This window comes from Streptomyces sp. AM6-12, from assembly GCF_044327085.1.
Classification (GTDB): domain Bacteria; phylum Actinomycetota; class Actinomycetes; order Streptomycetales; family Streptomycetaceae; genus Streptomyces.
The window spans coordinates 4,088,837-4,113,251 of sequence record NZ_JBIQWN010000001.1 but is presented as its reverse complement, the minus strand read 5'-3'; the positions used below and the strand labels follow the sequence as shown (position 1 = coordinate 4,113,251).

Annotated in this window: 23 protein-coding genes and 1 riboswitch; of the genes, 12 read left to right on the top strand and 11 right to left on the bottom strand. The window is 72.7% G+C overall.

Going from position 1 to position 24,415, the window contains the following annotated elements; all coding sequences use genetic code 11:
• Nucleotides 1-3: 3 nt before the first annotated feature.
• On the top strand, nucleotides 4-1,659 hold the full coding sequence (locus tag ACE4Q9_RS18665; RefSeq protein WP_397985354.1) for a DNA repair helicase XPB: 1,656 nt from the start codon (nucleotides 4-6) through the stop codon (nucleotides 1,657-1,659).
• A gap of 12 nt (nucleotides 1,660-1,671) precedes the next feature.
• On the opposite strand, the gene ACE4Q9_RS18660 is transcribed toward ACE4Q9_RS18665, so the two are convergent.
• On the bottom strand, nucleotides 1,672-1,854 hold the full coding sequence (locus ACE4Q9_RS18660; protein ID WP_397985353.1) for a hypothetical protein: 183 nt from the start codon (nucleotides 1,852-1,854) through the stop codon (nucleotides 1,672-1,674).
• 336 nt (nucleotides 1,855-2,190) lie between these two features.
• Here ACE4Q9_RS18660 and ACE4Q9_RS18655 point away from each other — a divergent pair, with 336 nt between their 5' ends.
• The 4 genes from ACE4Q9_RS18655 (at nucleotide 2,191) to ACE4Q9_RS18640 (ending at nucleotide 8,002) form a co-directional block, all read left to right on the top strand.
• On the top strand, nucleotides 2,191-4,041 hold the full coding sequence (locus tag ACE4Q9_RS18655; protein ID WP_397985352.1) for a choice-of-anchor A family protein: 1,851 nt from the start codon (nucleotides 2,191-2,193) through the stop codon (nucleotides 4,039-4,041).
• A gap of 451 nt (nucleotides 4,042-4,492) precedes the next feature.
• The gene (locus ACE4Q9_RS18650) at nucleotides 4,493-6,475 is read left to right on the top strand and encodes a HelD family protein (protein ID WP_397987259.1); all 1,983 of its coding nucleotides are present in this window, start codon (nucleotides 4,493-4,495) and stop codon (nucleotides 6,473-6,475) included.
• A 77-nt stretch (nucleotides 6,476-6,552) separates the two neighbouring features.
• A complete protein-coding gene (locus ACE4Q9_RS18645; RefSeq protein WP_397985351.1) occupies nucleotides 6,553-6,804 on the top strand; it encodes a hypothetical protein in 252 nt (83 codons plus the stop codon).
• Nucleotides 6,805-6,817: 13 nt separating this feature from the next.
• A complete protein-coding gene (locus ACE4Q9_RS18640; protein ID WP_397985350.1) occupies nucleotides 6,818-8,002 on the top strand; it encodes an SPFH domain-containing protein in 1,185 nt (394 codons plus the stop codon).
• A 135-nt stretch (nucleotides 8,003-8,137) separates the two neighbouring features.
• Here ACE4Q9_RS18640 and ACE4Q9_RS18635 read toward each other — a convergent pair whose 3' ends face one another.
• Nucleotides 8,138-8,749, bottom strand: coding sequence for a TetR/AcrR family transcriptional regulator C-terminal ligand-binding domain-containing protein (locus ACE4Q9_RS18635; RefSeq protein ID WP_397985349.1), 612 nt, complete (start codon nucleotides 8,747-8,749; stop codon nucleotides 8,138-8,140).
• Nucleotides 8,750-8,877: 128 nt separating this feature from the next.
• Here ACE4Q9_RS18635 and ACE4Q9_RS18630 point away from each other — a divergent pair, with 128 nt between their 5' ends.
• Nucleotides 8,878-10,074 (top strand): FAD-dependent monooxygenase, encoded by a 1,197-nt coding sequence (locus ACE4Q9_RS18630; protein WP_397985348.1) that lies wholly within the window; start codon nucleotides 8,878-8,880, stop codon nucleotides 10,072-10,074.
• Nucleotides 10,075-10,482: 408 nt separating this feature from the next.
• Here ACE4Q9_RS18630 and ACE4Q9_RS18625 read toward each other — a convergent pair whose 3' ends face one another.
• Complete coding sequence (locus tag ACE4Q9_RS18625; protein WP_397985347.1) at nucleotides 10,483-11,187, bottom strand: copper homeostasis protein CutC; 705 nt, start codon at nucleotides 11,185-11,187, stop codon at nucleotides 10,483-10,485.
• 187 nt (nucleotides 11,188-11,374) lie between these two features.
• Between ACE4Q9_RS18625 and ACE4Q9_RS18620 the strand changes: the two genes are divergently transcribed.
• A complete protein-coding gene (locus ACE4Q9_RS18620) occupies nucleotides 11,375-12,019 on the top strand; it encodes a hypothetical protein (RefSeq protein ID WP_397985346.1) in 645 nt (214 codons plus the stop codon).
• A gap of 26 nt (nucleotides 12,020-12,045) precedes the next feature.
• Entirely contained in the window at nucleotides 12,046-13,116 is a 1,071-nt protein-coding gene (locus tag ACE4Q9_RS18615) for a GNAT family N-acetyltransferase (RefSeq protein ID WP_397985345.1), read from the top strand.
• A gap of 27 nt (nucleotides 13,117-13,143) precedes the next feature.
• Here the strand turns inward: ACE4Q9_RS18615 and ACE4Q9_RS18610 are convergent, their stop codons facing one another.
• Together ACE4Q9_RS18610 and ACE4Q9_RS18605 are read right to left on the bottom strand one after the other, a co-directional pair.
• Nucleotides 13,144-13,422 (bottom strand): DUF4031 domain-containing protein, encoded by a 279-nt coding sequence (locus ACE4Q9_RS18610; protein ID WP_397985344.1) that lies wholly within the window; start codon nucleotides 13,420-13,422, stop codon nucleotides 13,144-13,146.
• Between the two features lie 7 nt (nucleotides 13,423-13,429).
• Nucleotides 13,430-13,813 (bottom strand): hypothetical protein, encoded by a 384-nt coding sequence (locus tag ACE4Q9_RS18605; RefSeq protein WP_397985343.1) that lies wholly within the window; start codon nucleotides 13,811-13,813, stop codon nucleotides 13,430-13,432.
• A gap of 56 nt (nucleotides 13,814-13,869) precedes the next feature.
• Between ACE4Q9_RS18605 and ACE4Q9_RS18600 the strand changes: the two genes are divergently transcribed.
• The 3 genes from ACE4Q9_RS18600 (at nucleotide 13,870) to ACE4Q9_RS18590 (ending at nucleotide 17,397) form a co-directional block, all read left to right on the top strand.
• Nucleotides 13,870-14,775 (top strand): MurR/RpiR family transcriptional regulator, encoded by a 906-nt coding sequence (locus tag ACE4Q9_RS18600; RefSeq protein ID WP_397985342.1) that lies wholly within the window; start codon nucleotides 13,870-13,872, stop codon nucleotides 14,773-14,775.
• Between the two features lie 77 nt (nucleotides 14,776-14,852).
• Nucleotides 14,853-15,776 carry an N-acetylmuramic acid 6-phosphate etherase gene (gene murQ / locus ACE4Q9_RS18595; RefSeq protein ID WP_397985341.1) on the top strand — a complete coding sequence of 308 codons (924 nt, stop codon included), beginning with the start codon at nucleotides 14,853-14,855 and terminating at the stop codon, nucleotides 15,774-15,776.
• A gap of 16 nt (nucleotides 15,777-15,792) precedes the next feature.
• The gene (locus ACE4Q9_RS18590) at nucleotides 15,793-17,397 is read left to right on the top strand and encodes a PTS transporter subunit EIIC (protein WP_397985340.1); all 1,605 of its coding nucleotides are present in this window, start codon (nucleotides 15,793-15,795) and stop codon (nucleotides 17,395-17,397) included.
• Here the strand turns inward: ACE4Q9_RS18590 and ACE4Q9_RS18585 are convergent.
• Nucleotides 17,302-17,949, bottom strand: a complete 648-nt coding sequence (locus tag ACE4Q9_RS18585; RefSeq protein ID WP_397985339.1) for a class I SAM-dependent methyltransferase — start codon at nucleotides 17,947-17,949, stop codon at nucleotides 17,302-17,304. The genes ACE4Q9_RS18590 and ACE4Q9_RS18585 overlap by 96 nt on opposite strands.
• A gap of 101 nt (nucleotides 17,950-18,050) precedes the next feature.
• Here ACE4Q9_RS18585 and ACE4Q9_RS18580 point away from each other — a divergent pair, with 101 nt between their 5' ends.
• Complete coding sequence (locus ACE4Q9_RS18580) at nucleotides 18,051-18,632, top strand: hypothetical protein (RefSeq protein WP_397985338.1); 582 nt, start codon at nucleotides 18,051-18,053, stop codon at nucleotides 18,630-18,632.
• Nucleotides 18,633-18,657: 25 nt separating this feature from the next.
• Here ACE4Q9_RS18580 and ACE4Q9_RS18575 read toward each other — a convergent pair whose 3' ends face one another.
• The 5 genes from ACE4Q9_RS18575 to thrC all read right to left on the bottom strand — a co-directional run bounded on the left by ACE4Q9_RS18575 (nucleotide 18,658) and on the right by thrC (nucleotide 24,119).
• Nucleotides 18,658-19,785 carry an NADH:flavin oxidoreductase gene (locus ACE4Q9_RS18575; protein ID WP_397985337.1) on the bottom strand — a complete coding sequence of 376 codons (1,128 nt, stop codon included), beginning with the start codon at nucleotides 19,783-19,785 and terminating at the stop codon, nucleotides 18,658-18,660.
• Between the two features lie 203 nt (nucleotides 19,786-19,988).
• Entirely contained in the window at nucleotides 19,989-21,611 is a 1,623-nt protein-coding gene (gene groL, locus ACE4Q9_RS18570) for a chaperonin GroEL (protein WP_397985336.1), read from the bottom strand.
• 301 nt (nucleotides 21,612-21,912) lie between these two features.
• Nucleotides 21,913-22,116, bottom strand: coding sequence for a cold-shock protein (locus ACE4Q9_RS18565; RefSeq protein ID WP_037653356.1), 204 nt, complete (start codon nucleotides 22,114-22,116; stop codon nucleotides 21,913-21,915).
• A 444-nt stretch (nucleotides 22,117-22,560) separates the two neighbouring features.
• The gene (locus tag ACE4Q9_RS18560; RefSeq protein ID WP_397985335.1) at nucleotides 22,561-22,839 is read right to left on the bottom strand and encodes a MoaD/ThiS family protein; all 279 of its coding nucleotides are present in this window, start codon (nucleotides 22,837-22,839) and stop codon (nucleotides 22,561-22,563) included.
• On the bottom strand, nucleotides 22,836-24,119 hold the full coding sequence (gene thrC / locus ACE4Q9_RS18555; protein WP_397985334.1) for a threonine synthase: 1,284 nt from the start codon (nucleotides 24,117-24,119) through the stop codon (nucleotides 22,836-22,838). Before thrC ends, ACE4Q9_RS18560 begins: the two co-directional genes overlap by 4 nt.
• Before the next feature lie 18 nt (nucleotides 24,120-24,137).
• Nucleotides 24,138-24,283: riboswitch (SAM riboswitch) on the bottom strand.
• Nucleotides 24,284-24,415 lie beyond the last annotated feature (132 nt).

Genomic DNA, 24,415 nt, shown 5'->3' with positions numbered 1-24,415 from the left:
CGCGTGAATGGTCCACTGATCGTCCAGTCCGACAAGACCCTGCTCCTGGAGGTCGACCACGAGCGGGCCGACGACTGCCGACGCGCCATCGCGCCGTTCGCCGAGCTGGAGCGGGCGCCCGAGCACATCCACACCTACCGGGTGACGCCGCTCGGGCTGTGGAACGCGCGGGCCGCGGGGCACGACGCGGAGCAGGTCGTGGACGCGCTGGTGGAGTACAGCCGTTACCCCGTGCCGCACGCGCTGCTCGTGGACATCGCCGAGACGATGGACCGCTACGGCCGCCTCACCCTCTCCAAGCACCCCGCGCACGGACTGGTCCTGACGACCACCGACCGGCCGGTCCTGGAGGAGGTCCTGAAGTCCAAGCGGATCACCCCGCTGGTCGGCGCGCGGATCGACCCGGACACCGTGGTGGTGCACCCCTCCGAGCGCGGGCAGATCAAGCAGACGCTGCTCAAGCTCGGCTGGCCGGCCGAGGACCTCGCGGGCTACGTGGACGGCGAGGCGCACCCCATCGACCTGCGTGAGGACGGCTGGACCCTGCGGCCGTACCAGAAGCAGGCCGTGGAGAACTTCTGGCACGGCGGCAGCGGTGTCGTCGTACTGCCCTGCGGTGCGGGCAAGACGCTGGTGGGCGCGGCCTCCATGGCGGAGGCGAAGTCGACCACGCTGATCCTGGTGACCAACACCGTCTCCGCCCGGCAGTGGAAGCACGAGCTGGTGAAGCGGACCTCGCTGACCGAGGACGAGATCGGCGAGTACAGCGGGACCCGCAAGGAGATCCGCCCGGTCACCATCGCCACCTACCAGGTGCTGACGACCAAGCGGAAGGGCGTCTATCCGCACCTGGAGCTGTTCGACTCGCGTGACTGGGGACTGATCGTCTACGACGAGGTGCATCTGCTGCCGGCTCCCGTCTTCAAGTTCACCGCCGATCTCCAGGCACGGCGGCGGCTGGGGCTGACCGCCACGCTGGTGCGCGAGGACGGCCGTGAGTCGGATGTGTTCTCCCTGATCGGGCCCAAACGGTTCGACGCGCCCTGGAAGGAGATCGAGGCGCAGGGTTATATCGCGCCCGCCGACTGCGTCGAGGTCCGGGTGAACCTGACGGAGTCCGAGCGGCTGGCGTACGCGACGGCCGAGACGGAGGAGAAGTACCGCTTCTGTGCCACCACGGACACCAAGCGGAAGGTCACGGAGGCGATCGTCCGCCGGTTCGCGGGCCAGCAGATCCTCGTGATCGGTCAGTACATCGACCAACTCGACGAGCTGGGCGAGCACTTGAACGCCCCGGTGATCAAGGGCGAGACCTCCAACGCCCAGCGCGAGAAGCTTTTCGACGCCTTCCGTGAGGGCGAGATCAACGTGCTGGTGGTGTCCAAGGTCGCGAACTTCTCCATCGACCTGCCCGAGGCCACGGTCGCCATCCAGGTGTCCGGCACCTTCGGCTCCCGCCAGGAGGAGGCCCAGCGGCTCGGCCGGGTGCTGCGGCCCAAGGCCGACGGCCACCAGGCCCACTTCTACTCGGTCGTGGCCCGCGACACCATCGACCAGGACTTCGCCGCGCACCGCCAGCGGTTCCTGGCCGAACAGGGCTACGCCTACCGGATCATGGACGCGGACGAGATCCTCTCGGAGGCGGAGGGCCGGGGGTGACGGGTGCCGCCGTCACGCCCGGCGTATGCCCGCCTCCTCGCCGTACTCGCCGAGGATGACGACGCCGAACGCCGCCTGTGCGAACACCTTCAGCGCGCGCAGGGCGCTGCCCAGGAGGTGGCGCGGGGCGCCGTCCACCGCCGTGGCTCCGGTCGGGGGATGGGGAGTGGAAGGGGAAACGGTTGCTGCGCTCATGACTCCATGGTGGAACTCCGGGCCCCTTCGCGGTATCGGTCCACGGGTCCAATTCCAGGCGCCCCCGCCTGCACCCGCGGGTGGACCCGACCCCCACCCGCCCCCTAGGCCCGGCCCGCCCGCACCCCCTAGGGGCCGCACGGCGCAAGAGACTCGGGGCCGCGCGGAGTACACGGCTGGGGCCGTGGGGAGCAGGGTTCCGGGGCCGTCCGGAGTATGCGGCTGGGGGCCGTGCGGAGTACCGGGCGGCCCCGTTCGCATGACCTTGCCGCGGTGATCGCCCCGGCCATGTGTCATCGCCGCCGGAGACGGCCCGGCCCGGCGAACATGCCGGGCATGAGCATCATCACCCAGCGCCTGCGGGCGCTGCGTTCACGTGTGGGCACCACCGGTGCCTCCTGGGCGGTCGTGGCGACGGCCGTGCCCGCGCTCGCCCTCGGCCTCGGTGCCGTCCCCGCCGCCGCGGCCACCCTGCCCGGCGGGCTCGGCCCGTGTGTCCCCGGCAGCTGCCCCGACCCGTTCCCGGGCGTCGGCAACGGCCCGCTCGCCGGGCGGGACGCCGCGATCAACATCTTCGTCGGCCACGACTTCCTGGTACGCGGCCGGGCCGCCGAGGCCGAGGGCCGGGTGGTCGTCCTGAACGACTTCGACCAGCACAAGGAAGCCGGCGGCAGCGCCCTGTACAACCTCGGCATCGCCGGCGTCGGCTCGCGCGTCCCCCCGCCCGGTGACACGGACTTCCTGACCACCGGCGGCGACGTGACCATCGCGAGCGGCCAGCGCCTGGACACCACCGGCGGGCTCATCGGCGAACAGGGCACCGTGCGCTACGCCGGCACCGAGAGCGGCCAGGTCACCGGGCGGCTGGTGCACGACCCGGCGGCGGCGCGGCCGTACACCGCGCTGCGCGACGAGCTGACGGCGGCCAGCCAGTGCTACGCCCGCGTCGGCGGCGCCCACCGGCAGCCCACCGGCAGGGCGGTCAACGAGGGCTCGCAGACCGTGTTCACCGGCGACGGCACCTCCGCGCTCCAGGTCTTCGACGTGGACTTCGACCTGACCGGCCCGAACGGCGCCCAGCAGGGCATCGTCTTCCGCGGCATCCCGGCCGGGGCCACCGTGCTGGTCAACGTCTACGGCGCCGACCGCACCATCCGCACGTACAGCGGCGGCATCGACGACAGCACCGACCCGCTCAACGCCTACCGCGAGCGCCTGCTGTGGAACTTCCCCGACGCCACGACCGTGGACCTCGCCGGCACCGGGCAGATGCAGGGCAGCTTCCTGATGGGCGACCAGTCGTCCATGACCACGGTCACCCTGCCCGGCATCAACGGCCGCTTCTTCACGACCGGTTCGCTCACCCACACCAGTGCCGCGACCGGGGGCGGCGGCCAGGAGATCCACGCCTACCCGTTCGACGGCGACCTGCCCGACTGCGCGCCGACCCCGCAGGTGACCGGTGAGGTCCGCGTCCACAAGGTCGACGAGGAGAACGGCGCGGCCCTGGCGGGCGCCGGGTTCCAGCTGTGGCGGGAGACCAACGGCGAGCCCGGGCTCCAGACCGGTGGCGCCGACCCGGACACCCACGTCACCGACTGCACCACCGGCGCCGGCGGCCGCTGCGCCGTCACGGCCGAGGCGGGCACCTACTACTGGCGCGAGACCATGGCGCCCGCGGGCTACGAGCTGCCCGACCCGGACGTCTTCGGCCCGCTCACGCTGAGCGCCGAGAACGCGTCGGCGGGTGTCGGGGCCACCGTCCGCGACACGCTTACGCCGGTGCCGCCGGTGAACGGAGCGATCGAGCTGACCAAGACGGACGCCCGGAGCGGCGCCCCGCTCGCCGGTGCCGTCTTCGAGGCGTGGCGGGAGACCAACGGCGTCGACGGCCTCCAGACCACCGGCCCCAACCCGGACACCCGCACCGGCGCCGCCTGCACCACCGACGCGGCCGGCCACTGCGCCTTCGACGAGCTGCCCCTCGGCCTGTACTACCTCCGCGAGACGGCCGTACCGGAGGGCTACGTCCTGCCCGCCAACCAGGTCTTCGGCCCGTTCACCGTGACCGAGGCGAGCGGCACCGCCCCGGTGGCGGTCTCCGTCACCAACGAGCGCCGCGAAGAGGGCGGCGAGCACGGCTACGGCTACGGCTCCGGCCCGGACGACAAGAAGGGCCGGCACTGAGGCCGTAACGGCTCCACCACCACCGGTCCGGCAGCCCCGCCGTGGGCAGCCGGACCGGTTGCCGTCTCAGGGCCGCGAGGCACCCCGGCCCCGGCCCCGGTGGGCGCCGGTCGAGCCGTCAGCTGGGTGATCCGCCGTCTGCCCCCGGCCGCACCCCTCGGTCCCCTCGGTCCTCGCGGTCCCCTCGGTGAATATTCACTGGCGCTCCCCGTGCTCCCTCACTAAAATCCCGTCCCTTGCCCGCCTCCCCTCCGGGAGTGCCGCCGCCCGGACGGAAACCGGACGGCCACGCCGTCCCGCACGGCACCGTCACCGTCGTACCGCCCGCAGCAGGCCCACCGGAGGCACCCCCTTGTCCACGTCCGCTCACGAACAGGCCATCGACCCCGCCGGGGACCCGCTCTCCCGCGAGCGCGCGCACCTCGCCCACTCGCGTGCCGCGCTGCGTGCCATGCGCGAGGACGTGGAGGCGCTGGACATCCGCGACGTCACCGCGAACTGGGTCAACGCCGCGGTGCTCGGCCGCCAGATCGACGACCGCATCAAGGCGCTGGCCGACCTCAGCGACACCCCGCTGTTCTTCGGCCGCCTCGACTACCTGCATGCTCCGGGCGTGGACCAGGCGGAGGGCGCGTCGGGCGAGCAGTTCTACATCGGGCGCCGGCATGTGCACGACGCCGACGGCGATCCCATGGTCATCGACTGGCGCGCGCCGGTCTCCCAGCCGTTCTACCGGGCGTCCAAGAAGGACCCGATGGACATCGGGCTGCGCCGCCGCTTCGGCTACACCGGCGGCGAGCTGACGGCGTACGAGGACGAGCGGCTGTCCGACCCGGCGGAGGCGGCCACCACCAGCAAGCTGCTCCAGCAGGAGATCGAGCGGCCGCGCGTCGGCCCGATGCGGGACATCGTCGCCACCATCCAGCCGGAGCAGGACGAGATCGTCCGCAGCGGGCTCGGCGGCACCGTCTGCGTCCAGGGCGGCCCCGGCACCGGGAAGACCGCCGTCGGCCTGCACCGGGTGGCGTATCTGCTGTACGCACACCGCGAGCGCCTCGCCCGCACCGGCACCCTGGTCATCGGCCCGAACAAGTCCTTCCTGCACTACATCGAGCAGGTGCTGCCCGCACTGGGCGAGCTGTCCGTGCAGCAGGCCACCGTGGACGACCTGGTGGCGCGGGTGGAGGTGCGCGGCACGGACGACGCGGCCGCCGCGGTGATCAAGGGCGACGCCCGGATGGCCGAGGTGCTGCGCCGGGCCCTGTACTCCCATGTGACCCTGCCGACGGAACCCGTGGTGGTCGTGCGCGGTTCCCGGCGCTGGCGGATTCCGGCGTACGAACTGGAGGAGCTGGTACGGCAGTTGCGGGACCGGGAGATCCGGTACGGCGCCGCCCGCGAGGCCCTGCCGCAGCGGATCGCGCACGCGGTGCTGGTGCGGATGGAGCGGGCCGGGGAGGCGCCGGACGACCGGGTGCAGGACGCGGTGGCGCGCAACAGCGCGGTGAAGGCGGCCGTCAAGGCGATCTGGCCCGCGGTCGACCCGGCGAAGCTGGTGCTGCGGCTGCTCACCGAGCCGGAGTTCCTCGCCGAGCACGCCGCCGGACTGCTGGACGAGGACGAGCGGAAGACGATCCTGTGGGCCAAGCCCGCCCGCAGCGTGAAGTCGGCCAAATGGTCCGCCGCGGACGCGGTGTTGATCGACGAGGCGGCCGACCTGATCGAGCGCACCCACTCGCTCGGCCATGTGGTCCTGGACGAGGCGCAGGACCTCTCCCCCATGCAGTACCGGGCGGTGGGCCGCCGCTGCACCACGGGCAGCGCGACCGTCCTCGGCGACCTGGCGCAGGGTACGACGCCCTGGGCGACCCGGAGTTGGCAGGAGGCGCTGGCCCACCTCGGCAAACCGGACGGCGTGATCGAGGAGTTGACGGCCGGTTTCCGGGTGCCGACCGACGTCATCACGTACGCCTCCCGGCTGCTCCCGCACATCGCGCCGGGTCTGACCCCGGTCGCCTCCGTCCGGGAGAACCCGGGCTTCTTCGAGGTCCGCGCGATCGAGGGCGCGGACGAAGTAGTCGCCGCCTGCGAGGAGTTGCTCGGCAACGAGGGCTCGACCGGTCTGATCGCCGCCGACGCCCGGGTCCCCGCGCTGGCCGAGGCGCTGACGGCGGCCGGGATCGGATACCTCGCGCCGGGTGAGGAGACGACCCGCGAGAAGCGGCTGACCCTGGTGCCGGCCTCGCTCGCCAAGGGCCTGGAGTACGACTACGTGGTGCTGGACGAGCCGCGGGCGGTGGTCGACGGCGAACCGGACGAGCGCACCGGCCTGCGGCGGCTGTACGTGGCCCTCACCCGAGCGGTCTCCGGCCTCGTGGTGACCCGCACGGCGCCCCTGCCGCAGCAGCTGGCCGAGTCCGTGCGCGTGCTGTGACCTCCCGCCCGTTGGTGCACGGGCCGAGGGGGACTATCGTCGGAATACCGAGGCCAGCGCGAGGAGGACGGCCGGTGATGACGCAGGACGAGGCCGTGATCGGCTGCACGGGGAAAGTCCTCATCGGAACGCGTGGACCCGCGGGACCCGGCGAGGTGCTGGTCCGGGTCCGGGGCGGATCCGAGACGTTTCTCGCCTGGTCGGAGGATCCCCTGCCGCCGGGAGCGACGGTCCTCGTGATCGAATCACGGGGATGCCGCGAGGTCGGCGTCATCGAATGGGCCGACCCATTGGACGCGCTCGGCGGCGACGCCGTCGGCGCCAGCTGAGGAGTACGAGAAAATGTTCGGATACCGCGTACCCGCGCCGGACGAGGCGATGTTGATCTCGGGCGGACGACGGGGACTGGGGGGCGCGCCGTTCCGAGTGGTGACGGGCCACGGAAAGTTCGTGGTCCCGTTCTTCCGCAAGACCCGCTTCCTCTCGCTGGCGATGTGCGAGTCGGAGGTCACCGAGACCTGTGTGACCAAGCAGGGCATCGCGCTGCACGTGCGTGCCGTCATCGCCTTCAAGGTCGGCAACGACCACGAAAGCATCATCAACGCCGGTCAGCGCTTCCTCTCCGACCAGGACCAGATGTCGGTGCTCACCGGCCGGATCTTCGCCGGCCATCTGCGCGCCATCATCGGCTCGATGACCGTCGAGGAGATCGTCACCGAGCGGCAGAAGCTGGCCGCCGAGGTGCTGGACACCTCCAAGATGGAGATGGCCAAGATCGGTCTGATCGTGGACTCGCTCCAGATCCAGTCGATCGACGACGGCGACACCGGTTACATCGACGCGATGTCCGCCCCGCACAAGGCGGCCATCCAGCGCCAGGCGCAGATCGCCCAGGCGCAGGCCACGCAGGCCGCGGTGGAGGCGGAGCAGGAGGCGGCGCGCCGGCAGGCGGAGTACGCCCGGCAGACCGCCGTCGTCAAGGCCGAGTACTCGGCCGAGGTGGACCGGGCGCAGGCCCAGGCGGCGCAGGCCGGTCCGCTGGCGCAGGCCCATGCGCAGCAGGAAGTGCTGGACGCGCAGACGGAGTTGGCCGAGCGCCAGGCCCTGCTGCGGCAGAAGCAGCTGGTGTCCGAGGTCGTCAAGCCCGCGGAGGCGGAGGCCGAGCGGGTCAGGATCCTCGCGGCGGCCGAGGCCCAGCGGATGAAGATCCAGGCCGAGGCGGCGGCGTCGTACGACCGGGTCGCGCTGGACCGGATGCTGATCGACCAGCTGCCGCAGATCGTGAAGGAGGCGGCCGGCGGTCTGGCGGGCGCCAACGTCAACGTGCTGAACGGCGCGGACGGCCTCGGCGAGATCGCGGCCGGCCTGGTCTCCCAGGGCCTGACCATCCTGGACTCGGTCCGCCAGAACCTCAGCGGCCAGGAGTCCGACGGCAACCACTCCGAGCAGCCGCGGGACAACGGCCTGCTCCAGCTCAGCGCCCGCCGCGACAAGAAGTCGGACGACGGCCCGGTGGACGTCGACTAGCGACCACCCGGTACATCGCGCACGACCGCCCCGTCCCCGTCGCCGAGAGATCGGCCGGGGGCGGGGCGGTTCGCGTCTGCGACGGCTCGTACGACAGCTTGTACGGCGACTCGCACGCCCACTCGTACGACCGGCTCAGGTGTCGTCCCCCGAGGACGCCGCCGCGCGTGCCCTGCGCCGGGCGAGGACGGCGAGGAGGTTGTCGACCAGCCGTTCGGCGTCGGCGTCGGTGTCCAGCGGGGCGCCCAGCAGGGCGTGGGTGTAGGCGGGGGCGAGGATCAGCTCCAGCACGTCCTGGACATCCAGCTCGCCGGTGCCGGCGGCGGTGAGCATCGCCTCGATCTGCCGGGTGCGGGGTTCGACGAACCGGTTCAGCGCGTCGGCCCCGAGCACCCCCGAGCGGGTGGCCGCGGCGACGGCTCTGGCCAGCATCAGGTTCCGGTCCGCGCGCAGGTCCGCCAGCAGGTGGCGGGTGTAGACCAGCGCGTCGGCGCGCAGGTCCCCGGTGACAGGGAGCGGCGAGCGCCGGCTCAGCTCCTCGAAGAGGGTGTCGAGGACGAGCCCTTCGGGGGTGCGCCAGCGCCGGTAGATGGTCGCGGGGTGCACCCCGGAGCGCTCGGCCACCTCGGCGACCGTGACCGTGCCGTCCGGGGAGGCGTCGAGCAGTTCCCGGACCGCCGCGTGCACCGCGTCCCGCGTCTTGGCGGATCTGCCTCCCGGACGGATCGTCCCTGCTGCCTGCGTCATGCGTCCATGCTACCGCGACACACTCGCGTTAGTGGCCGAATCCCATTCTCTAACGCGACCCATTCGCGTTAGGGAGTTTTTCGGCGTACTCTCAAACGCGACCGTTTCGCATTAGGAAGGTGGGGCTCATGCCTCGGGTACTTGTGGTGGGTGCGGGGATCGCGGGGGACACCGTCGCGCTCATGCTGGGACGGGCCGGCTGGGAGGTCACCGTCGCGGAGATCGCCCCGGCGCTGCGCGGCGGCGGCCAGGCCGTCGATCTGCGCGGCGGCTGTCGTGAGGTGCTCGCCCGCCTCGGTCTGCTCGACGAGGTCCTCGCCCGGCTGGTGGACCAGCGCGGCGCGGCCTGGGTGGACGGCGAGGGGCGCCGGCTGGCCACGATGCCCGTCGAGGCGTTCGGCGGCAACGGCTACGTCTCCAAGGAGGAACTGCTCCGCTCCGACCTCGCCCGCGTCCTGCACGACGCGGCCGGCGCGCAGGTCACGCATCTGTTCGAGGAGACCGTGGAGGCGCTGGAGGACGCCCCGAACGGGGTGTCCGTACGGTTCCGCAACGCGCCGCCCGCCGAGTTCGACCTGGTGATCGGCGCGGACGGGGCGCACTCGCGGGTGCGGCGGCTGCGCTTCGGGCCCGAGGAGGTCTGCCGCCGCTCGCTGGGCCTCGCGCACGCCTGGTTCACCATGGACGAGACGCCCCGGACCCCCTCGGTCGACGGCTGGTTCATCACCCACAACGCGCCGGGCAGCCGCTCCGTCGAGGCACGGCCGGGGCATCCGGGCCAGCAGGAGATCGGGTTCACCTTCGCCGCGTCGGCGCTGCCGCCGCGGCACGACCGGGAGGCCCAGTTCGCCCTGTTGGACCGGGTGTTCGCGGACGTGGGCTGGCGCACGCGCGAACTGCTCGCCGCCGCGCGGCTCGCGCCCGACTTCGCCCTCGACACGTTCGACCAGATCCACGTGCCGAAGTGGTCCGACGGCCGGGTGGTCCTGCTCGGGGACAGCGCCTGGTGCGCGAGCCCCCTCAGCGGTCTCGGCACGGCGCTGGCGCTGCACGGCGCGGCGGCGCTGGCCGACGCCGTCGAGGCGGCCGACGCCCTGCGGCTGCCGCACCGGCTCGCGGACGCGCTCACCGCCTACGAGACCGCGATGCGTCCGCGCGTCCAGGCCGCGCAGCGGCTGTTTCCGGGGCGGGTGCGGCAGGCGGCGCCCCGCACCGAGTTCGGCATCCGTACCGTCGCGTGGCTGATCCGCCGGATCCAGAAGCCCCCGCTGGCGAAGGCCTTCACCCGGCTGGCGGCGGAGCGCGGCCACGAGCAGCCGGCCTGACGGCGTCACCCGGAAACCGGGAAACGGCCCCCGCCCGCCTCAGACCGGGGCACGCCGCCCCGGTCCTGGCCGGCCAGACGGCCTCGCCCCGGTCGACCACGCCACCTCCCCGGCAGGCCGCGCCACCTCACCCCCGATCGACCACGCCGTCCCGCCCTTGGTCGGCCACACCCCCCCCCAGCCCCGGCGTGCCAGGCCACCTCACCTCGGTCGGCCGCGCCACCCCAGTCCCGACCGGGCACGCCGTCCCCGACCCGACCGGCCACGCGACCTCACCCAGCCCGGCCGCACCACCTCAGTCCCGGCCGGTCGCGCCGCCCCACCCTGGCTGGCCACACCGCCACCGACCGGCCACACGACCTCACCCCGCCCGGCCACGCGGCCCCACCCCCGCCCGGCCGCGCCGCCTCAGTCCCGGTCGGTCGCGCCGTCCAGTACTCTGCGCCACTCCTTGACCGCGCCCTCCGAGACCGGGCCGTGCCAGCCCTGGGGGCGGGCCGCGCCGCCGATGTGGAAGGCGTCGAGGCCCGCGGCGAGCAGCGGCGGGACGTGGTCCAGGCGCAGGCCCCCGCCGACGAGGAGGGTCTGGCCGTAGCCCGGCTCGCCGCGGCGGCCGTACTCGGCCAGCAGGGTCGGCAGGCCCTCGTCCACGCCGGTGGCGGCGCCCGCGGTGAGGTAGGTGTCGAGGCCGGGCAGGTCGGCGAGCTGCTTGCGCAGGGCGTCGCGGTCGGCGGCGCGGTCGATCGCCCGGTGGAAGGTCCACCGGCAGCCTTCCAGCGCCCCGGCCACCCGCTCCACGGCGGCCAGGTCCACCGCCCCGTCCGCGTCGAGGAACCCCAGCACGAACTGGTCGGCGCCGGCCGCCCGCATCTCCTCCACCACCCCCAGCAGCCGCGCCACGTCACCGGCCGCGAACCCGTCCGCCAGGCGGAGCATCACGCGCAGGTCGATGTCGACGGCGGCACGGATGCCGGCGACGGTGGCGGCGGACGGGGTGAGCCCATCGGCGGCCATCTCGGTGACCAGCTCCAGCCGGTCCGCGCCTCCGGCCTGGGCGGCGACCGCGTCCTCGATGTCGAGGGCGATCACCTCCAGGACTGCACGCTTGCTCATGGCACCCCATTCGTCGCGGCCAAAGATCCAGTAGAGGTCTAGTCCAATTTAAGGGTACGTGGCCGGGCGCGCGCCAGTACGCCACCCCGCCCCCGCCCACCGCTCCGTCCAGCCGCCACCAACCGCTCGACCGCGGCTCCGCCGTCCCCTCCGTCCCCTCCACCCGGCGTCACGCGAGAATGAGCCCATGGCCGACCTCGACGCCCTCCGCCTCCGTTTCGCCCGTGCCCTGGAAGCCGTCCGCGCTCCCGGAGGCGGTCCCGATCCCGGCCCCTACGCGGACAACCTGCTCGCCCGCTGGCAGGAGCCCCAGCGCCGCTACCACACGCCGGCCCACCTCACCGCCGTCCTCGACCACATCGACACCCTGGAGCCGCACGCGGCCGACCCCGACGTCGTACGGCTGGCCGCCTGGTTCCACGACGCCGTGTACCTGCCGGAGCGGTCCGAGAACGAGGAGCGTTCGGCGCGGCTGGCGGAGCGCGCGCTGCCCGAGGCCGGGGTCCCGGGGGCGAAGGCCGCGGAGGTGGCCCGGCTGGTCCGGCTGACCGTCACCCACGACCCGGCCGCGGACGACCGGGACGGGCAGGTGCTGTGCGACGCCGACCTGGCGATCCTGGCCGCGCCCCCGTCGGCGTACGCCGCCTACACCGCCGAGGTCCGCGAGGAGTACCACTTCGTCCCGAACGACGCCTTCCGGCAGGGGCGTTCCGCAGTATTGCGTCAACTCCTCGCGCTGCCACGGCTGTTCCGCACCCCCTACGGCCAGGAGCACTGGGAGGCCACCGCCCGCTACAACCTCGCCGCCGAGCTGGAAATGCTGTCGCCGTGACGGCGGCCCCCGCCTAGGGTGCGCCCATGCGCGCGATGAGCGGGGAACATGTGACCGAGGCCGTGGCCGGCTGTCTGGCCGTGCTGCGCGGGGCGGTGGACCGGGACTGGCGGGGCGTGCGCGCCGGGCGGGTCGAGTGGGACTGCCACACCACGGCCGTGCACGTGGCGGACGACCTGGTGGCGTACGCCGCCAATCTGGCCGGGCGCGCGCGGGACGCCTACGTGCCCTTCGAACTGAGGCTGGACGAGGGCACCGGCAACACGGGGCTGCTCCAGGTCCTGGAGACCACCGGCGCGCTGCTCGCCGCCGCCGTGACCACCGCGCCGCCGGACGTCCGCGCCTTCCACCCCTACCCGTTCCGCAGCGCCGACCGGGTGGGCTTCGCCGCGATGGGCGTCGCCGAAGTCCTGTTGCACACCCACGACATGGCCGAGGGCCTCGGCCTGCCCTACGAGCCCTCCGCCGGGCTCGCCGAATCCGTCCTGGCCACGATCTTCCCGCACGTCCAGCCCGGCCCGGAGCCCTGGCCGACCCTGCTGTGGGCGACCGGCCGCGGCGAGCTGCCCGGCCGCGCCCCGGTCACCGGGTGGCGCTGGCACAACAACCTCGTCCTGGCCACCGAGCGCCTGACCCTCAGCGGCGTCCGCCCGGCCGCCGCCCGCGATCTCGCCCTCGGCGGCGACGGCGGCTTCGAGTGGGCCGGCGGCGAACCGGAGGAGGGCACGCGGGAAGCCGCCCGGATGCTGGTCAAGGCGTACGAGGCGGGCGCCCACCGGCCCGAGTTCACCGTCTTCGCCCTCGTCCGCGCCGAGGACGGCCGCGCGGTCGGCGCCCTGGGCTTCCACGGCGCCCCGGACGAGGAGGGGCGGACGGAGATCGGTTACAACCTGGTCGAGGGCGCCCGCGGCCAGGGGTACGCCACGGAGGCGCTGCACGCGCTGTCCCGGTGGGCGCTGGCCCGCGACGACGTACGGACGCTGTACGCGAGGGCGCAGCGGACCAACACCGCCTCCCAGGCGGTCCTCACCCGCGCCGGTTTCCGGCCGGCCGGCGCGCTCGACGACCGGCTCCTGGCCTACGAGCTGCGCGCGTGAGCGCGGACCGGTAGTCGCGCGGGGCGGCTACGAAAGCCCCCGCCGCACCAGTCCCTTGGGGCGCCGCAGCCCCGACTCCCGCAGCAGCCGCACCAGTTCGCGACTGCCGACCTCCACCGCGCCGGCCGCCACCGCGTCGGCGTACCGGCGCGCCGGAAGGTCGTAGTGGTCGCGGTCGAAGGCCCGCCGGGGCACCCCCAGCCCGTCGGCGAACAGCCGGAGTTCGTCGTACGACACATCGCTCACCAGGTGCGACCACAGGCGCCCGTGGCCCGGCCAGGTCGGCGGGTCGATGTAGACCGTCACGGGCGCCTCACGAGGACGGCGTCCCGCCGAGGGCCGAGCCCAGCAGGCCGACCGCCGCGACCTTCACGCCCGCCTGGTGGCATACCCAGTGCGGGTCGGGGCCCAGCTCCGGCTCCACTTCCAGCGCGTGCGGGTCGCCCGTGCCGCAGACCGGGCACAGCGGCCAGCGGCCGTACCGCTCCAGCAGCGCGTCCTGCACGTCCTGGGCCACCAGACCGGCCACGTAGTGCATGCCGTCCGGCCACTGCTCGACCCACCAGCGCCGCTGCGCCACGGAGTCCTCGACCAGCGAGACCACGTCCGCCTCCGCGACCCGGCCCGCCACGAGATCGGCGAGAACCAGGGCACGGGCCGCGTGCAGGGCCTGTTCAAGGGGACTGATGGGCTCCATGCAAGCCATTGTGCGCACTCTTGACCCGGACACCGAACCGAAAATATCTTTCAGAGGTGACCCAGGACGTGAAGGAAAGTTTCGGCAGTCCGGTGGGCTCGCTCGCCGCCAAGGTGCGCACCCTCGCGCCGTCGATGACCCGGTCCATGCAGCGCGTCGCCGAGGCCGTCGCCGGCGACCCGGCCGGCTGCGCCGCCCTCACGGTCACCGGCCTCGCCGAACTGACCGGCACCAGCGAGGCCACCGTCGTGCGCACCGCGCGGCTGCTCGGCTACCCCGGCTACCGTGACCTGCGGCTCGCCCTCGCGGGGCTGGCCGCCCAGCAGCAGTCCGGGCGGGCGCCCGCCATCACCACCGACATCGCCGTGGACGACCCGATCGCCGACGTCGTCGCCAAACTGGCCTACGAGGAGCAGCAGACCCTCGCCGACACCGCCGCCGGGCTCGACACCGGCCAGCTCGGCGCGGCCGTCACCGCGCTGGCCGGCGCCCGCCGTACCGATGTGTACGGCATCGGGGCGTCCGGGCTGGTGGCCCAGGACCTCACCCAGAAGCTGCTGCGCATAGGGCTCATAGCGCACGCGCACAGCGATCCGCATCTCGCCGTGACCAACGCCGTCCAGCTCCGTTCGGGCGACGTGGCGATCGCGATCACCCACTCCGGCTCGACGGGGGACGTCATCGAGCCGCTGCGGGCCGCCTTCGAGCGCGGGGCGACCACCGTGGCCATCACCGGCCGCCCCGACTCACCGGTCACCCAGTACGCCGACCACGTGCTGACCACGGCCACCTCGCGGGAGAGCGAGCTGCGCCCGGCCGCGATGTCCTCGCGGACGAGCCAACTGCTGGTGGTGGACTGCCTGTTCGTGGGAGTGGCCCAGCGCACGTACGAGACGGCGGCGCCCTCGCTCGCCGCGTCGTACGAGGCGCTGGCGCACCGGCACCGCAGCAGCACCCGGTGAGCGCCCGCGCCGACCGCGGGTGAGCACCGGCACCGGGGGAACACCGACCGGCATCCGAGACCGAGAGAGCCGCTTGCATGACCGCCCATGACCTGCGCAGCCAGCTGGCCTCGCTGACCACCGAGGCCTTCCGACCCGAACTCGCCGACATCGACCGACTGCCCACCCTCGACATCGCCCGGCTGATGAACGGCGAGGACGCGGGCGTGCCCGCCGCCGTCGCCGGCCAGCTCCCCCGTATCTCCGCCGCCATCGACGCGGTGGCCGCGCGGATGAGCCGGGGCGGGCGCCTGATCTACGCCGGCGCCGGGACCGCGGGGCGCCTCGGCGTCCTGGACGCCTCCGAGTGCCCGCCCACATTCAACACCGATCCCGCCCAGGTCGTCGGCCTGATCGCGGGCGGCCCGGCGGCGATGGTCTCCTCCGTGGAGGGCGCGGAGGACTCGGACGAACTGGCCCGCGCCGACCTCGACGCGCTCAAGCTCACCCCCGAGGACAGCGTGGTCGGCGTCTCCGCCTCGGGCCGCACCCCGTACGCCGTCGGCGCGGTCGAGCACGCCCGCGCCCAGGGCGCCCTGACCATCGGGCTCGCCTGCAACGAGCACAGCGCGCTCGCGGCCGCCGCCGAGCACGGCATCGAGATCGTGGTCGGGCCCGAGCTGATCACCGGCTCGACCCGGCTCAAGGCGGGCACCGCGCAGAAGCTCGTCCTCAACATGCTGTCGACCATCACGATGATCCGGCTCGGCAAGACGTACGGGAACCTGATGGTCGACGTGCGCGCCTCCAACGCCAAGCTGCGGGCGCGCTCGCGCCGGATCGTCGCGCTGGCCACGGGCGCGCAGGACGCGGAGATCGAGCGGGCGCTGACCGAGTCCGGCGGTGAGGTGAAGACCGCGATCCTCGTCCTGCTCGCCGGGGTCGACGGCCCGGCGGCCGACCGCCTTCTGGAGGACTCCGGCGGCCATCTGCGCGCCGCGCTGGCCCGCGCGAGCGGCTGACCCGCACGCTCAGGGGGTGCACACGGACCCCGCCTCCACCGCGACCGCCGTCCTGACCCACGTGGGCGGCCCCGCCAACGTCACCGCCGTGACCCACTGCATGACCCGGCTGCGGCTCACCCTCGCGGACGCCGACGCGGCGGACGGGCCGGGGCTGCGGGCGGTGGCGGGGGTGCTGGGCGTGGTGGAGGACGGGACCATGTGGCAGATCGTGCTGGGGCCGGGAGTGGTGGAGGCGGTGACGGACCAGGTACGGGCGCGGGTGGCCCTCGGGTCCGAGCCACGCCACGGCGACGAACGCCGACACGGCGGGGAGCGCCTGCGTCCCGACCCGGCCGTCCTCGGACGACATCCCGCCCCGGCCTCCCCCGGAACCGCTCCCGCCGGTCCGGGCCCCACCGGAGCGGCTGCCTCCGGCCCCGCCCCCAGCGGAGCGGTCCCGGCCCCCTTCGTGACCGCCCTGAAGCAGGGACCGCGCCGCCACGCCCCCACCCCCGTCAAGACCGCCCTGCGCCGTGTCGCGGCCGTCTTCGTGCCGCTCATCCCCGCCCTGATCGGCTGCGGCATCCTCGCCGGCGTCAACGGGGTGCTCCAGAACGCCGGCTGGCTGCCCGGCCTCACCCCCGCGCTCACCACGGTGGCCTCCGCGTTCATGGCGCTGCTCGCGGTGTTCGTCGGCTACCACACGGCCCAGGAGTTCGGCGGCACACCGGTTCTGGGGGCCGCCGTGGCGGCGGTGGTCGTGTATCCGGGCGTGGCGAAGGTGACCGTGTTCGGCACGCAGCTCGCCCCCGGCCAGGGCGGGGTGCTCGGCGCGCTGGCGGCGGCCTTCCTGGCCACACGGGTGGAACGGTTCTGCCGGGGCCGCGTCCCCGAGACCCTGGACGTCCTGCTCACCCCGACGGTGACGGTCCTCGTCCCCGGCCTGATCACGCTGTACGGCCTGATGTACGCCGCCGGTACGGTCGCCACCGCGATCGGCACGGCGGCGAACTGGCTGCTGACCACGACGGGCGCGCTGGCCGGCCTCCTGCTGGGCGGCCTCTTCCTCCCGCTGGTCATGCTGGGCCTGCACCAGGCCCTGATCCCCATCCACGCCACGCTGATCCAGCAGCAGGGCTACACCGTGCTGCTCCCGCTGCTGTCCATGGCGGGCGCGGGCCAGGTGGGCGCGGCCCTCGCGGTGTACGTCCGGCTGCGCCACGACGCCGGCCTGCGTACGACGATCCGCTCGGCCCTGCCCGCCGGGCTGCTCGGCGTCGGCGAGCCGCTGATCTACGGCGTCTCCCTCCCCCTCGGCCGCCCCTTCCTGACCGCCTGCGCGGGCGGCGCGGCGGGCGGCGCCTTCATCGGCGCCTTCGCGATGCTCGGCACGAAGGTCGGCGCGACGGCGATCGGCCCCTCGGGGTGGGCCCTGTTCCCGCTGCTGTCCGGCAACCGGGGCCTCGCGGCCACCGCGGCGGTCTACGCGGGCGGCCTCCTCACCGGCTACACCGTCGGCTTCCTGGCCACCTGGCTCGCCCTCTCACGGCGCGCGCCACACCAGGGTGTACCGCCAGAAGAAGCCCCGGCGCAGCCGGGCACCGGGCAGCAGCCGACGGGCCTGCCCGGCGATCTCTGAGAAGTCCGTCTCCGGCGGCCGCACCGGCGCGGTCATCCCGGCGGGCCGCTCCGCCGCGGGCCGCCCCCGGTTCTTCACCCAGCCGATCAGCGCGTTGAGCGGCACGGAGAGCACCCCGCGCACATCCTCGTCGCGGGCGCACCCCACGACGACCAGCGTCCCGCCGGGCGCCAGCTCCGCGCGGAACCGGATGAGGGCTTCGGCGAGGGGGAGGTGGTGCAGTACGGCGACACAGGTGATGACGTCATAGGGGCCGGGCGGCAGCCCGTCGGGGGCGGTGGCGAGGGTGTACCGGACGCGCGGGCCGGGCCCGCCGTGCTCCCGCGCCCGCTCCAGGATCGCCGGGTCGGAGTCGACCGCCTCCACCCGGTCCGCCCGCCCGGCCAGCAGCCGCGCGAGTTCCCCGGCGCCGCACCCCACGTCCAGCGCCCGGCCGAACCGCGGGGGCAACTGCCGTAGCAGCCACGGGTGATAGTGGGCGTTGTGATCCCAGGGGTGGGCGTCGTTGAACCGGCGGAGCCTTTCGGTCAGCCGCCCCGGTGAGGTCGCCATGGCCCCATCCCACCACAGCCTGCCCGGCCGCCCGGCGGCATCCTGGACACTGGGGAGCGAGAACGCGCCAGGAACTCGTCTACGGACCGGAACCCACCACCATGAATCACGCCCAGCTGACCGCCCTAGGCCGAGCGCTCCGGCTGCTCGGGGAGCACGGGGAGGCGTTGACCGCCGACACTCCGGACGGGCGGCTCCAGGAGATCAGGACGGATCTGCGCAGGGCGCTGGACCTGCTGGAGGAGAGCGTCGGGACGAACGCGCCCGCCACCCGGTGCGCCGAGCACCCGCACGGCCCGGTGGACGAGAGCGCCCCCGATCTGTGCCTGCTGTGCGAGACGCGGCGCCGGGCCGCCCGCCGCTCCGAGTACGGGGGCCGGCCGAGCCCGGCCGGGCCGGCGGCCACCGCGCCCTCGCGCTACGGCGTCCGGGGCGACCGCCCGCAGCCCCAGCAGCGCTGGCTGCCGGAGCTGTGGAACGGCCAGGAGTGGCAGCTGTGCGGGACCCCCCGCCGGGACCGCCGGGAGGCCGAGGCGTACCTCGCCGCCCAGCGGCGCGGGGCGCGGCCCGCGATGGCGTACCGGCTGGTGCACGAGTTCACCGACTACGAGGTGCTCCGCGTGTGGGGCACCCCGGTACGCGTCGACATCGAGCCGCTGAACGGCAACATCGGCGGGATCTGAACCCCCGGCCGCGCGATCCGGGCCCTCAGCTGAGGGTCTTCAGCGACGCCGCGTCGTACGGCGCCAGCTCCGACACCCGGCCCGCGAGCACCTTCGCCGCCCACTCGGGGTCCTGGAGCAGCGCCCGCCCGACCGCGACCATGTCGAACTCCTCGGCCTCCAGCCGGTCGAGCAGGTCGTCGATGCCCTGCACCGGGGAGCCCTGGCCGGCGAACGCGCCGGTGAAGTCGCCGTCGAGGCCGACCGAGCCGACGCTGATGGTCTGCTTGCCGGTGAGCTTCTTCGTCCAGCCCGCGAGGTTGAGGTCGGAGCCCTCGAACTCGGGGAGCCAGTAGCGGCGGGTGGAGGCGTGGAAGACGTCGACGCCGGCCGCGGCGAGCGGGGTCAGGACCGCCTCCAGCTCCTGCGGGGTCTCGGCGAGCCGGGCGGTGTAGTCCTGCTGCTTCCACTGCGAGTAGCGGAAGAGGATCGGGAAGCCGGCCGAGACCCGCTCGCGGACCGCGGCGACGATCTCCGCGGCGAACTTGGTGCGGGCCACCGGGTCGCCGCCGTACGCGTCGGTGCGACGGTTGGTGCCCTCCCACAGGAACTGGTCGAGGAGGTAGCCGTGGGCGCCGTGCAGTTCCACGCCGTCGAAGCCGATGCGCTCGGCGTCCGCGGCGGCCTGGGCGAACGCGGCGATGACGTCGTCCAGGTCCTGCTGGGTCATGGCCTTGCCGGTGGGCTCGGCGCCCGCGGTGACCAGACCGGAGGGGCCCATCGCGGGGGCGGCCGGGAAGGGGGCGTCGCCGTCCTTGCGGACCATGCCGATGTGCCACAGCTGCGGGACGATGGTGCCGCCCGCCGCGTGCACGTCCTCGGCGACCTTCGCCCAGCCCGCCAGCTGCTCCTCGCCGTGGAACCGCGGCACCCGGTCGCTCTGGCCGGCCGACTCGTGGCCGACGTAGGTGCCCTCGGTGACGATCAGGCCGACGCCCGCGGCGGCGCGCCGGGAGTAGTACGAGCGCACGTCCTCGCCGGGGATGCCGCCCGGCGAGAACATCCGGGTCATCGGGGCCATCACGATCCGGTTGGGGACGGTGAGGCCGCCCAGGGTGATGGGGCGGGAGAGTACCTGGGCCGCGCGGGAGGCGGGCTGCGTGTCGACGGTCACGTGAGGGCTCCTCGGAAAGCTGCTGACCGGGCGGTATGTGAATGCGCATTGTTGCAGACGCTTAAGTAACTCACTCGGTGCGGGCCGGCATTCCCGCCCCCGGCAGCCGTCGTCTGTGACCCCGGACACGCCCGAGGGCGGCACCCCCTGTCCCTGACAGGAAGTGCCGCCCTCGGTAAGGACTTTGATCAACCGGAGGTCGATCAGAAGTCCATGTCACCGCCCGGCATGCCGCCCGGAGCGGCCGCGGCGGCCTTCTCCGGCTTGTCGGCGATGACGGCCTCGGTGGTGAGGAACAGCGCGGCGATGGAGGCGGCGTTCTGCAGCGCGGAACGGGTCACCTTCGCCGGGTCGATGATGCCCTCGGCGACCAGGTCGACGTACTCGCCGGTCGCGGCGTTCAGGCCGTGGCCCGGAGTCAGGTTGCGCACCTTCTCCACCACGACACCGCCCTCGAGGCCGGCGTTGACGGCGATCTGCTTCAGCGGGGCCTCCAGGGCGATGCGCACGGCGTTGGCGCCGGTCGCCTCGTCACCCTCCAGCTCCAGCTTCTCGAAGACCTGGGAGGCCTGGAGCAGGGCCACGCCACCACCGGCGACGATGCCCTCCTCGACGGCCGCCTTGGCGTTGCGCACGGCGTCCTCGATGCGGTGCTTGCGCTCCTTGAGCTCCACCTCGGTGGCGGCACCGGCCTTGATGACCGCGACGCCGCCCGCGAGCTTGGCCAGGCGCTCCTGGAGCTTCTCGCGGTCGTAGTCCGAGTCGCTGTTCTCGATCTCGGCGCGGATCTGGTTCACCCGGCCGTTGACCTGCTCGGAGGAGCCGGCACCGTCGACGATGGTGGTCTCGTCCTTGGTGATGACGACCTTGCGGGCGCGGCCCAGGAGGTCCAGGGTCGCGTTCTCCAGCTTGAGGCCGACCTCCTCGGAGATGACCTCGCCGCCCGTGAGGATGGCGATGTCGCCGAGCATGGCCTTGCGGCGGTCGCCGAAGCCCGGAGCCTTGACCGCGACGGACTTGAAGGTGCCGCGGATCTTGTTGACGACCAGGGTCGACAGGGCCTCGCCCTCGACGTCCTCGGCGATGATCAGCAGCGGCTTGCCCGACTGCATGACCTTCTCCAGGAGCGGGAGCAGGTCCTTGACGGAGCTGATCTTGGAGTTCGCGATGAGGATGTACGGGTCCTCGAGCGACGCCTCCATGCGCTCCATGTCGGTTGCGAAGTAGGCGGAGATGTAGCCCTTGTCGAAGCGCATGCCCTCGGTGAGCTCGAGCTCCAGACCGAAGGTGTTGCTCTCCTCGACGGTGATGACGCCTTCCTTGCCGACCTTGTCCATCGCCTCGGCGATGAGCTCGCCGATCTGGGTGTCGGCGGCGGAGATGGACGCGGTGGAGGCGATCTGCTCCTTGGTCTCGACGTCCTTCGCCTGCTCGAGCAGGGCGGCGGAGACGGCCTCGACGGCCTTCTCGATACCGCGCTTCAGAGCCATCGGGTTGGCACCGGCGGCGACGTTGCGCAGGCCTTCCTTGACCAGGGCCTGGGCGAGCACGGTCGCGGTGGTCGTACCGTCACCGGCGACGTCGTCCGTCTTCTTGGCGACTTCCTTGACCAGCTCGGCGCCGATCTTCTCGTACGGGTCCTCGAGCTCGATCTCCTTGGCGATGGAGACACCATCGTTGGTGATCGTGGGGGCGCCCCACTTCTTCTCGAGGACGACGTTGCGACCCTTGGGGCCGAGCGTCACCTTGACGGCGTCCGCGAGCTGGTTCATGCCGCGCTCGAGGCCGCGCCGCGCCTCCTCGTCGAACGCGATGATCTTGGCCATGTGAAGTGGTCCCTCCAGGACTGGGGGTGATTCCTTCGGACCGCGCCCGCGCCCGCGACGGACGGCTCGCCGGCCTGTGGTTCCTTGCCCCACGTGGCCCGCGGACCTCACCGACCCGGTCCTTCGTTGTCACTCTCACCTTCAGAGTGCTAACGCCAATGATTAGCACTCGGCATGCCCGAGTGCAAGCGCCCCGGGCGCCACGGCGGGCGGGTCAGCCGGGGGCGAACACCGTCCGGGGCCGGGCACGCCGAAGGGCCCGCACCCTGTGCGAGGTGCGGGCCCTTCGGTGGAGAAACGTTCAGACGGCGACGCGAACCATGTCGGCCTGCGGACCCTTCTGGCCCTGCGAGATCTCGAACTCGACTCGCTGGCCCTCCTCCAGGGTGCGGTAGCCGTCCATCTGAATGGCGCTGTAATGGACGAAGACGTCCGCACCACCGTCGACCGCGATGAAGCCGTACCCCTTCTCCGCGTTGAACCACTTGACGGTGCCCTGAGCCATGCCTAACTCCCCTATTACTGGCCCTTGCACAGATCCGCACTTCGCGGATCCGGGTCAGACCTCGCCCCCCAATGCGTCGGGGGCGTGCGCCGGAACGCGTCGACCGCGGCTGAATGTATCTGTCCAACTGCCCTCTGCAACAGGTCAATTGGACGAGAAATCTGGACGAGAACGATCCGGAATGTAGGGAGAAATCATCAGAATTCAGGGCAAGTCGGGCCCCATAAAAGTCACAAAAGCCGCGGAAAGCCCGTGCATATTGGCTGCTTCTTATCGGGCCCGCGGAGGAGAATCGAGGGCTAACCCTCGATCAACTCAGGGCGCCTTCCCCAACTGTACCGCGCTCAATCACGCAGAATTGCCCCCTCCGCTTCTCTCACGGAGAGGGCAATCCGACGTACCTTCGGTGACCGTCATTACCGAAGGTAACGTCCGGTCGTCCGGTCAGCAGCCGCCGGCCACCGCCGGGATGATGGAGACGCCCGCGCCGTCCGGGGTGGAGGTCTGCAGGCCCTGCTCGAAACGCACGTCGTCGTCGTTGACGTACACGTTCACGAACCGGCGCAGCCTGCCCTGGTCGTCCAGGACACGGGCGGCGATGCCGGTGTGGTTCTTCTCCAGGTCCTCGATGACCTCGGCGAGGGTCGCGCCCTCGGCGGCCACCTCGGACCGCCCGCCGGTGTAGGTGCGCAGGATGGTGGGGATGCGAACGGTCACGCTCATGCGAGGCCAGCCTCTCGGAAGGAGTCCAGGGTCGGGCGGATGGTGGCGGTCAGGCCGGTGCCGGCCACCGCGTCGAGGGTCTTGAGGCCGTCGCCGGTGTTCAGGACGACGGTGGTCTTCGCCGGGTCGAGCACCCCGCTCTCGATCAGCTTCTTCGTGACGCCGACGGTCACGCCGCCCGCCGTCTCGGCGAAGATGCCCTCGGTGCGGGCCAGCAGCTTGATCGCGGCCACGATCTGCTCGTCCGTCACGTCCTCCACCGCGCCGCCGGTGCGCCGGGCGATGTCCAGGACGTAGGGCCCGTCGGCCGGGTTGCCGATCGCGAGGGACTTGGCGATGGTGTCCGGCTTCTGGGGCCGGACCACGTCGTGGCCCGCCTTGAAGGCCGTGGACACCGGCGAGCACCCCTCCGCCTGGGCCCCGAAGATCTTGTACGGCCTGTCCTCGACCAGTCCGAGTTCGATCAGCTCCCGCAGCCCCTTGTCGATCTTGGTGAGCTGGGAGCCGGAGGCGATCGGGACCACGATCTGGTCGGGCAGCCGCCAGCCGAGCTGCTCGCAGATCTCGTACGCCAGGGTCTTGGAGCCCTCGGCGTAGTACGGCCGCAGGTTCACGTTGACGAAGCCCCAGCCCTCGCCGGCCGGGTCGCCGATCAGCTCGGAGCAGAAGCGGTTCACGTCGTCGTAGTTGCCCTCGATGCCGACGAGTTCACCGCCGTAGACCGCGGCCATGACGACCTTGCCCTGCTCCAGGTCGTGCGGGATGAACACGCAGGAGCGCAGGCCCGCGCGGGCGGCGGCGGCGCCGACGGCGCCCGCGAGGTTGCCGGTGGAGGAGCAGGACAGGGTGGTGAAGCCGAAGGCGCGGGCCGCCTCCAGGGCCTGGGCGACCACCCGGTCCTTGAAGGAGTGGGTCGGGTTGCCGGAGTCGTCCTTGACGTACAGACCGCCGGTGACGCCGAGTTCGCGGGCCAGGTTGTCGGCCTTGACCAGCTTGGTCCAGCCGGGGTGGAGGTTCGGCTTGCCGGCCACGTCGGCCGGGACCGGCAGCAGCGGGGCGTAGCGCCAGATGCTGGCGGGGCCGTCCTCGATCCGCTTGCGGAGTTCCCCGGTGTCGTAGCCGGAGAAGTCGTAGGCGATCTCCAGCGGGCCGAAGCACTCCTCGCAGGCGAAGACCGGGCCGAGCGGGACGCGGTGGCCGCATTCGCGACAGCTGAGGGCGGCGGCGGGGCCGAGGTCGACGGTGGAGGTACCGGAGGTGGCAACTGTCTGCACAGCCATGAGAGGCGAGGCCCTTTCTCCTCATCTTCCTCACGACGCACTTCGCCGTGAGACGGATTTGGCACCTTCCCTAGCCGGGAGCCTCGCTGCTATGAGAACGAGAAGCGGCTGGAGGGTTGCCGGGGCTTCATCGGGCCGTGTCCCTCTGCCCCTCTGGATGAGCGGTATTCGATTGTGTCCGCACTGCTGCGGCATGTCCGCACGCGACCCCCGACATGCGATGGTCATCGGCGTTGCTCAAGACTGTAACCGAAGGCCTGGAGAGTTGAGATAGTCGTCCGTACCGCGAGACGAGA